This is a genomic window from Ahrensia marina, assembly GCF_042140245.1.
Taxonomy (GTDB): Bacteria; Pseudomonadota; Alphaproteobacteria; order Rhizobiales; family MH13; genus MH13.
In genome coordinates this window covers 260137-269992 of the sequence record NZ_CP159483.1, presented here as the reverse complement: position 1 = coordinate 269992, position 9856 = coordinate 260137, and the positions used below count along the sequence as shown (strand labels likewise).

Sequence of the window (9856 nt, the reverse complement as noted above, 5' to 3'; positions counted from 1 at the left end):
ACGTTGCTTGGCGCGCTGGGCGCAGGCGATGAAGCCCACCTGGCTTGGCTTGAAGCGTCGGCGCCACGTTATCGGCATCAAACCGAGCGCGCAGGCGTTTCAGCAGATCGGTGACATGAAAGGGAACAATCAGAGCTGGAACCTTCGCGAACAGCAAAACTTTAAAGGTGTGAAAGCCCGGTTAGATCACATCAGCTAATAGCCACCTAACAGGAATGATCAATATGATCAGGAATGCGCGTCCAGCAGGGCGCCGATGCGCACCTTGGCTTCCTCGTAAAGTGGCGTCGTGGATTGTAACACTTCGTCGGTGCGCATGAAGTCGAGCACCTGCCAATTGCCAACTTTGGGCTGGAGAAGAAGGTCGCACTGCAGGTGGCGTGTTTTCTCCAAAATGATCGTACGCTGCATCAACTGATTGGCCCCTGAGAGAGCATCCACTTTGTTGGGCAAACGGCCTTCTTCGCCTTCAGGACCACCGCTGACATCAACACCAATGATGATCGATGCTCTACTCTGTAAAGGGTCGATCGGCACTGGATTGGTGGCACCACCATCGATGTGGACAACACCATCAATGATGACGGGTTGAAAAACGGCGGCCATGGCTGCTGATGCTGCAATAGCCGGTATCAGGGGGCCGTGATCGAAAATCGCATCATCATGTTGGTAATAGCGGGTTGCCACGATGTGCATGGGAATGCTCAGCTTTTCAATACGAGCAGGCAAACTGGTGGGCAGCAAGCGGTTTAGAATGCGTTCCAGATCCAACTCACCCAGTCTTGGACGCCCGGACCCTGTTAGCTCGTCCAAGCTGCGTGCACGCAGTTCCCAAAGGCTGGTTGCAATGGCTTTGCGGTCACCAAATCGCTCCATCAGCAGTGTCAAAACATCGTTTCCAGTTAGGCCCGATGCGTAACAGGCTCCGATAAGGGCACCGATGGATGTGCCTGACAGAACGGATGGCTGGATGCCCAAATCATCCAGCGCTCGCAGCACATGCACATGCGCCAAGCCGCGCGCTCCGCCAGCACCGAGAGCAAGCCCAAACGAAGGTGATGTGCGGTTCATGGAGATGTCCGTTGTTTGGTGCAAAGGCTAGGGCGCGTTGTTTGGCCCATACGTGATAGTGCAGGGCAAAGGAAACAAGGGGCTATCTGCTGGGCAAGACTGTCAGCGCAGAGAACGACGCCACAAGGATAGACCCTATGGTTTGGTCGGCCTGATATTCGGCATTATTGGGCGTGGGTTGAGTGATCAACGACCGAGCACAGTGATTGTAGGGCTTCAAGCCACCTTTGCAACGCGAGGTCTTCTCGGTAGAACACCTGTACCTTTCGACCATCAGTTGGGCAACGGTTGCCGCAATGCAGCTTGCCTTATGCTGAAGGACGTCGCTGAAAAGATAGGATCTCATGCGCGATCTTTCGACCCTGCCACGGCCCATAAAATCAGCCATTGTCTTTGCAACCGATGGCTTGCTTTTGCCGCTCGCCCTATGGATGGCGTTTGGGTTCCGGTTAGGACCGTTTGATCCATCCAGACCGCTGGGATTGGTCGACCCATTTGCCTGGATTGAGTTGGCGGATGTTGCCATCATCTGGCTTGGATCGGTCGGCATCCTAGCGGGTTCTCGGCTTTATAGGATCAAGCTTCACGCCATCGATCTGGATGCCATTCGGCGCATCGCCGTCTGCTCGGCCACCATCGGTTTTTTTGCAGCGACGGCCGCCTTTTTCCTTCAAACAGGTGCACCCCGGTCGATTCCGGTCCTCTACGGTGCAAGCTTCTTTCTGCTTGCCGTATGCGTCCGTATCGCAGCCCTGCGTTTTTTGCTGGCAGCCGCCAGATTTGGCAGCAACCGCAAGCCTGTCGCGATTTATGGTGCCGGTGCCGCTGGGATCCAATTGGCGGCATCGCTGAAGCAATCGGCAGAGCTTGAGCCGGTTATGTTTATTGATGACAATCCATCGCTCCACAATGTTATTGTTTCCGGCATTCGCGTCAAACCATTGGGTACGCTAAAAAAGGCCGCAAAGGAGGGACGGGTCGAACAGGTTTTGATCGCGATCCCATCCTTGCCCCTGGATCGCAAGGAAACCTTGATCCGCGAGATGCGCGAGATGGGTTGTGAGGTCAAAGTTGTTCCCTCTTATGTCGACCTTGTATCCGGCAAGGCGAATTTGGAGAGCCTTATCGCCGTCGATCCGGATGATCTGCTCGGCCGGGACAAAGTTGACCTCGACATTCCAGAGATAGCCAAGGCCTATGCCGGACGATCCGTCATGGTGACAGGGTCCGGGGGATCGATCGGAGGGGATCTTTGCCGCCAATTGCTTGATTGCGGCCCTGTGCAACTCATCTTGTTCGACCGTAGTGAGCCCGCGCTGTATGAGATCGAACGTCAACTTAGGAAGGACGCTGATGACAAGAATGTCAGTCTCCTGACCATCTTGGGCTCTGTAACCGATAGATCGGCTATCGAGGCAGCTTTGCGTACCAACGCGGTCGATGTTGTCCTCCACGCCGCCGCTTACAAGCATGTACCGCTGATCGAAACCAATGAGGTCGAAGGGGCCCGCAACAATGTTCTCGGCACGAGTGTCGTGGTCGATGCCTGTATTGCCGCAGAACTCGACCGGTGTATCCTTGTTTCCACCGACAAGGCCGTTCGCCCGACCAATGTCATGGGCGCGACGAAGCGACTGGCGGAGTTGGTCGTGTGCAACGCACAGCAGCGACAAACCAAGACGCGGTTCTCTTTTGTCCGGTTTGGGAACGTCCTGGGTTCGTCCGGGTCGGTGGTACCGCTGTTCTCCAAACAGATCGCAAGCGGCGGCCCGGTGACGGTCACCCACCCGGAGGTGACGCGGTACTTCATGACCGTCTCCGAGGCTGCGCGGCTTGTGCTCTTGGCAGGTGCTTATGCCCGCGGTGACGATCTGTTCGTCCTCGACATGGGCAAACCGGTCAAAATCATCGATTTGGCCAAGCGCATGATTAAGTTGTCGGGTCACACGGTGCGTGATTCTGACGATCCGCACGGCGATATACCCATAGAAATCACCGGCCTCCGCCCAGGTGAGAAACTCTATGAGGAATTGCTTGTTGAAGACGATGCTCTAACTACAACGCCCCACCCCAAGATCTTCAGAGCACAGACATCGGGAGTGGAAAATCAAACGCGGGTTGACATGCTGACGGCCGTACAGAATGCCGTAGCCAGGAGAGACGATCATGCCATTAGATCCATCGCCTCCGCCTACGTAGAAGATTTTGAAGGTCAAAGAGGTGCAGAAAACATCGTTCGGCTTGCTACTCCAAGATCGATTTCTCAGTAACAATCGCTACGAAGATCGGCTCTTGATCACTAACATTTATTTTGAATCAGGCTTTCTAGCAAGTTTATCAATTTCGCACCTGAATTTCGACCATATTATAGTGTATGATAGTAATTATTCTTTCGATTGTCGTTTTAATCTATATACGTGAGAAACGCTCGAGCCCGTTGGCCTTTAGAGCAGCGATAGGAACGACACATGGTGCCGATACTCGGGCCTCGCATCAGTGCGAATAATCCAAGTGTCGCGACCACATAGCAGGCAATAGGCCGCATCTAAGAATCACTTTAAGGTGGTTTACAGCTAGTGCGCGAGCAAACTTCTGAGCCAGCATACCAGACAAGCGGGCTTAGGTTCAGTCATTGACCGTCAATCTTCAGATGTGCTTGTTAGCCAAGCCGCAACGAAGTACACGAGCTTGCCGTGGGCTGTCTGGTATTCGCAACTCGACTGCAAATTCCGCAGCTGTCCGCTTATCCTTCCATGGCGCAATCTGTGTGAAACGTCAAAAAGTAGACGGAAGTACCCTACGTGCCAATCAGCACTGCACCCCCCGGCATACATGACTTGAACATCGCCGTGGTTGGCCTTGGCTATGTCGGGCTTCCCCTCGCCGTTGAGTTTGGCAAACAGCGTCCGGTCGTCGGCTTCGATGTTAATGGCGCGAGGGTCGACGCACTTCGGAACGGCCACGACGCCACACTAGAGGTGACGGATCAAGAATTGGCCGAGGCGTCCAAGCTGACATTTTCGTCGTCGCCATCCGCAATTGCCGACTGCAACCTTTACATCGTTACCGTACCTACGCCCATTGACGCGTCAAAGCGTCCCGACCTCACTCCTCTGATTTCTGCTTCCAAGACGATCGGTGCGGTGCTCAAACGGGGTGATATCGTTGTCTACGAATCCACGGTCTATCCTGGCGCAACGGAAGACGACTGCGTGCCTGTCTTGGAGGAAGTCTCGGGGCTGGCGTTCAACATCGATTTCTTCGCCGGTTATAGCCCCGAAAGGATCAACCCGGGCGATAAGAACCATCGCCTGACCGACATCAGAAAAGTTACATCGGGCTCCACCCCGGAGATCGCAGACCTGATCGACGCGCTCTATGCCAGCATTGTCACGGCCGGGACCTACAAAGCCGATAGCATTCGCGTTGCAGAAGCGGCCAAGGTCATTGAGAACACCCAGCGCGACCTCAACATCGCACTCGTGAACGAATTGGCAATCATCTTCAATCGCATGAATCTGGATACCGAAGCGATCCTCAAGACCGCTGGTACCAAATGGAATTTTTTGGCATTTCGACCGGGGCTGGTCGGAGGGCACTGCATCGGCGTTGATCCGTATTATCTTACGTTCAAAGCCGAGACGATTGGCTATCACCCTGAGATCATACTGGCGGGGCGCCGCATCAACGACGGCATGGGCGCCTATGTGGCCAATCAGATGGTTAAGGCGATGATTGAGCGTCGAATCCACATAAAAGGGTCAAGGATTTTGGTGCTTGGCATCACATTCAAGGAAAACTGCCCAGACCTGAGGAACACCCGGGTTATCGATGTTGTCAGGGAGTTGGGTGACTATGGCGCGGATGTCGACGTCCACGATCCATGGGCCGATCCCAAGGAAGCTCGGGATCAATACAGCCTAGAGCTTCTGCCAAACCCCGAAGCCGGCGCTTATGACGGCATCGTCATCGCAGTCGCCCATCGAGAGTTCGAGGGGCTCAATGCTGAGCAACTGCATGCCTTGGGCAAGGGGAACTTCGTCCTGTACGATCTAAAGAACGTTATCGACCGCGACCTATCGGACTTGCGCCTGTGAAGCGGACGTCTCTTGCCAGGAAAGGATCGTAATGAGTCTTGGTTCCAAGCAAATCAGTGGCAATTATTTGTCAGCTATCTAACGAATGGCGCTTGATCGTCAAAGGAGAGAGAATTGATCGAAGGTCTTGTGCCCGTGATGGTCACACCAATGCGGGAAGATGGTTCAATTGACAGCGATGGAATTCACTCGCTTGTCGAATTTTTGATTGCCAAGAGGAGCGGAGGTCTATGGGTCCTCGGATCCGCGGGTGAAGACCTCAATATCGGCTTCGAAGAAAAGGTAGCTGTTGCCCGCGAGACGGTCGCGGCTGCAAAGGGACGAATACCCTTGCTCATCGGCACCGGTCTGGCTTCCATCCGCGACAACCTGGCGTTTTTTGACCGCGTCGCTGACGTCAAAATCGACGGCCTGCATATCATTCCACTCGACGTCAAAATGAGCGACGCGCGGCTCGTTCATTTGATTCTCACCCTTGCTGATCGGGCACCGCACCCTCTGTGGCTCTATCACAATCCCAAGCGAGGCAAGGCGATATCGGACGTTGTCATCAAGGCGGTCAGAGACCACGCCAATGTGGCTGGGATCAAGGTTGGCGGCTACAATCTGGTCGAAATGATGCGCGCCCTGGCGCTTCAGGATGATGGTTTTCAGGTCATCGGGGCAGGCGGCGCCCAGATGTACGCGATGCTGGTTTTGGGGGCCAAGGCGCATACGACGAGCGAAGGCTCTTGCCTTCCCGAGCTTTTCACGGACTTGCACGATACGTTTGTCTCGGGGGATTGGTCCACAGCGCGGGCGAAACAGTACGCGATCATGGCGTTCTCACAGGGGCTCCCAAGAACGGACAATGGAGAGTATGCAGCAGAAGAGAAATACGTTCTCCACCTGCGCGGTATCTGCGACGAGTTCGTCAATCCGCTGTACCGTCTTCTGACCGACGACGAAAAAGCCAGACTACGCAGCGCACTCGATGCCTTGCCGATTGCGCTCGACGAGCCGATTCCACGCGTGGCATCCTAAGATTCCGTGAAATCGCCACTGGTTCCCAACAATGTCTCAATCGCCTCCCAGCATTTTGGCCATCATCCCTGCCAAGCTCACATCTCGCCGGCTGGTTCGGAAAAACCTGGCTTTGTTGTTCGAACGACCCCTGCTTTCGTACACTCTGGCTGCCGCTCGACTCACGCCCTCGATAAGTAAGACGATCGTCAGTAGCGAAAGCCCAGTGGTGCACAAGCTGGCGGTGCGGTATGGTGCGCAGTCTCACCACCGGTCTGAGGCACTGTGCCAGCCCGATGTTACCAATCAAAAAGTCATCGAAGCGGTCTTGGAAGAAGAGCGCATCGCCGGCGAAGTTCCGGACTACGTTGTTCTGCTGCAGCCGACGCACCCGCTCCGCCGACCGCGCGACCTTGCCCGCGCAATCGACTTGTTCCAATTGCACGATGAGGCGGACTGTCTTATGACTGTTGCGCCTGTCGACCTGCTCCTCGGCGAGATTGATGCAGATGGGTTGCTTATTCCAGAACGTGATCTGCGAATACCGAAGCGGCAGCGTGCCCAACGCTATCGCAACACAGGGTCGTTTTATCTATTCAGGCCTTCGCGAACCTTGGATGAAGGTCGCCTGTTCGGATCCAAGATCCTCCCCTTCATTATGGAGCATCCGGAGTTTGAAGTTGATATTGACTATGCCACTGATCTTGAACGTGCCGACGCGCTGTTGCGGGCAAATCTGCATCATTTCAACGACCTAATTGAGGATATAGATTCTGTATGAAGCGGATAGTCGGCGTCGCACAGGGCAGCAGCTTCGGCTTGATGATCGACTTGGCGCGCGCTTTGGAAGCCTCGCACGATGCAGTCATGGTCGGCGCCTTCGTGAGCGACTCGGCCGCTTTTCAGCGCATTTCGCAGGCGCGTCCGGAGGCCTACCTGCAAAACCTTGACCTGGTCAAAGAATGGGACGTAACCCATCGTGCCATTTCGCGGGTGCACTTGCGGCAGGAAGACCGGGATGTTGTTACCGCCTATGAACACGAGGTGGGAGAGCCTGCTTGGCATGCTCTCTTGGCAGACAGGCGATTGTTCCACGGACGTTACAGCAAGCGCACGCAAGACTATCGTCCGCATTTGAGCGAAACTCAGATGCTGGCCGTTTTGGCCGAAACGCTGCGTGGCTTCGAAGAACTGTTGGCAGCGACGGATCCGGATATCATCCTGACATTCGGAACGGCAACTCTGAGCGACTATATCGCAGGGCGCTTGGCCAAAGCACGAGGCATTGACTACCTGCAACTCAAAGCCACTAAGGTGCGCAACTATGTGTCCCTGAATGACGATATGATTGCGCTTTCCTCACACATCGCCAAGCACTACGCGGCACGCGATACCAGCCGACAGGCAAAGGCGATTGCGCGGTCCTATATTGACACTGTCAAGGCCGAGGGCGTTAAATATGAGGGCGCCATTCGGCTGGATCAACGGCTTCTGGATTTCAAACCCCACAGGCAGTTGGTGAAACTTGCGAAAGCGGCCGCTCTAGAACTCCGCCGCCAGGGCAACTCCGTCGTGCGCGATGACAACCACCTTGATGGCTTCATAATACCCGCCCTCATCGAAGGCATCGTTCAGCCTTGGCGTGCGCGCAAGCTGAGCAAGCGGCTAGGTAAAAGCTTCTTGCAACTGGCAGACATCGAAAAGCTTGGAGACTTCGGCTTCTTTCCACTGCATTTCGAACCTGAGGTATCCATGCAGGTCTTTGGTCGGCCGTTTCAGAACCAAATCGAACTCATCAGGACCCTGGCCCTCGCTCTGCCCAGCAACGTTGTACTTCTGGTCAAGGAACACCCGCGATCGATCGGCTTCAGACCGGTTGGCTACTACGAAAAAATCCTGGAGATTCCCAACGTCCGGCTTGCTGACCCATTTCTGCCGTCCATCGCTTTGGTCAAGCGGGCGAAGCTCGTTGCCATAATTTCCGGCACCATTGGTTTGGAGGCCGCCATCCTTGGCAAGCCGGTCCTTGCCTTTGGGCGCCCGACCTACTGCGCACTGCCGGGCGCGATCGTGAGCAAGGTGAAGGACCTCTGGCGGCTGCCGCAGCAGATCACAACCCTCTTGACTCTGGCTGAGACGTCCGGCGATGACGCGATAGAGTGTTTTATCGCAGCCATAGTCGATGGTTCGGTTCCTATCGACCTTTATGCAAACCTGCTGGGTAAGGAGAACCGCCATCGTGAAGTCAACGATTTGGCAGGCGACGAGACGGACCAGAGATCACGCGACTTGGAACGCCTGGCCGACTATACCCGCTTGCGAATTGGTGCAACGCGGCCACATTGACGAACCCATACCGGGGCGCACAGCGTGACCCTCAATGCCATCAACGCTCCGGCAGATTCAACAAAGACATGAGCATACAGGCCGCGGGACGATGGTCGGTAGCCCAGGTATGAGTTGCGACCACAGGACATAGCATCATGAGCATTTCGACGTTCCAAATCGGTGCGCGTACGATCAGCAGCGCGCAGTCGGCTTTTTTGATTGCAGAAGTCGCTCAATCCCATGACGGATCCCTTGGGCAGGCCCACGCTTTTATCAATGCTGCAGCAGATGCTGGTGCCGACGCAATCAAGTTTCAAACGCATATCGCATCTGCCGAAAGCACGATTGAAGAGCCTTTTCGCGTGCGTTTGTCGGGAAACCAGGATGACACCCGTTATGATTACTGGCGCCGCATGGAATTCACCAAGGACCAATGGAACAGTCTGGCGCAGCACGCGGCGAGCCGTGACATCATATTCTTGAGCACGCCGTTTTCGTTGGAAGCGGTAACACTGCTGAACGACCTTCAGATGCCCGCCTGGAAGATAGGTTCCGGCGAGGTCAACAACTGGCAGCTCCTGGATGCCTGCGCTGCAACTGGCAAGCCCGTTTTGTTGAGCAGTGGAATGAGTGGTTGGGCTGAAATCGATGCGGCGGTCGACAGGTTGCGTCAAGCTGAGGTGCCTGTTGGCGTCTTGCAGTGTTCAAGTCGGTATCCCACCCCCTTTGAACAGGTGGGTTTGAACGTACTAGATGACATGCGGCAGCGGTATGGTCTGCCGGTTGGTTTATCCGACCACAGTGGAACTGTTTTCCCGGCGCTGGCGGCAATGGCGGGCAATGCTCAGATTATCGAACTGCACGTCACATTTCACCGCAAAATGTTCGGGCCGGACGTCCCCGCTTCAGTGACATTTGAAGAACTTGCCTTCATCGTTGAAGCCCGCTCGGCCTTCGATATCATGGCGCGAAATCCGGTTGCCAAAGATGACAACGCGGAGCAGTTGGCGGACTTGCGGGCTCTCTTCAACAAGAGCGTGGCTCTTCGCAATCCTCTGCCGGCCGGTTCCAGGTTGACGCTTGCAGACCTTACTGCCAAGAAGCCCGGGCACGGAATTCCGGCCGCCCAGTTGGCAGAGCTTGCAGGCCTCAGACTAGCAAAAGACGTGTCGGCTGATCGTGTTTTGCTTTGGGACGATATCGAGGGCTCATCCGAGTAGTTTCGAGCTTTTCCGTCGGCAACACTGCCAGCATGATAGTACATACGAACCATCCGTTGTTTTCGAGGACTCATATGACATCAACCAAACGCCGCATTTGTATTGTGGTGGCGAGTTCGGGCGAATTATGGCCGCATC

At 55.2% G+C, this 9856-nt stretch carries 8 protein-coding genes; 7 read left to right on the top strand and 1 reads right to left on the bottom strand.

The genetic code is table 11. The features are described from left to right. Positions 1 to 7 precede the first annotated feature (7 nt). Positions 8 to 199 (top strand): hypothetical protein, encoded by a 192-nt coding sequence (locus ABWH92_RS01305; protein ID WP_375571431.1) that lies wholly within the window; start codon positions 8 to 10, stop codon positions 197 to 199. Between the two features lie 29 nt (positions 200 to 228). On the opposite strand, the gene ABWH92_RS01300 is transcribed toward ABWH92_RS01305, so the two are convergent. Continuing rightward, the gene (locus ABWH92_RS01300; protein ID WP_375571429.1) at positions 229 to 1071 is read right to left on the bottom strand and encodes a patatin-like phospholipase family protein; all 843 of its coding nucleotides are present in this window, start codon (positions 1069 to 1071) and stop codon (positions 229 to 231) included. A gap of 344 nt (positions 1072 to 1415) precedes the next feature. On the opposite strand from ABWH92_RS01300, the gene ABWH92_RS01295 reads away from it, so the two are divergent. From ABWH92_RS01295 to ABWH92_RS01270, 6 genes are all read left to right on the top strand, one after another. Beyond that, on the top strand, positions 1416 to 3341 hold the full coding sequence (locus tag ABWH92_RS01295) for a polysaccharide biosynthesis protein (RefSeq protein WP_375571427.1): 1926 nt from the start codon (positions 1416 to 1418) through the stop codon (positions 3339 to 3341). A 567-nt stretch (positions 3342 to 3908) separates the two neighbouring features. Continuing rightward, a complete protein-coding gene (gene tviB, locus ABWH92_RS01290) occupies positions 3909 to 5168 on the top strand; it encodes a Vi polysaccharide biosynthesis UDP-N-acetylglucosamine C-6 dehydrogenase TviB (protein ID WP_375571425.1) in 1260 nt (419 codons plus the stop codon). Between the two features lie 114 nt (positions 5169 to 5282). Continuing rightward, a complete protein-coding gene (locus ABWH92_RS01285) occupies positions 5283 to 6191 on the top strand; it encodes a dihydrodipicolinate synthase family protein (protein ID WP_375571423.1) in 909 nt (302 codons plus the stop codon). Between the two features lie 55 nt (positions 6192 to 6246). Then, a complete protein-coding gene (locus ABWH92_RS01280) occupies positions 6247 to 6951 on the top strand; it encodes a cytidylyltransferase domain-containing protein (RefSeq protein WP_375571421.1) in 705 nt (234 codons plus the stop codon). A gap of 380 nt (positions 6952 to 7331) precedes the next feature. Further along, positions 7332 to 8516 (top strand): hypothetical protein, encoded by a 1185-nt coding sequence (locus ABWH92_RS01275; protein ID WP_375571419.1) that lies wholly within the window; start codon positions 7332 to 7334, stop codon positions 8514 to 8516. Between the two features lie 137 nt (positions 8517 to 8653). Then, positions 8654 to 9718, top strand: coding sequence for an N-acetylneuraminate synthase family protein (locus ABWH92_RS01270; protein ID WP_375571417.1), 1065 nt, complete (start codon positions 8654 to 8656; stop codon positions 9716 to 9718). Positions 9719 to 9856 lie beyond the last annotated feature (138 nt).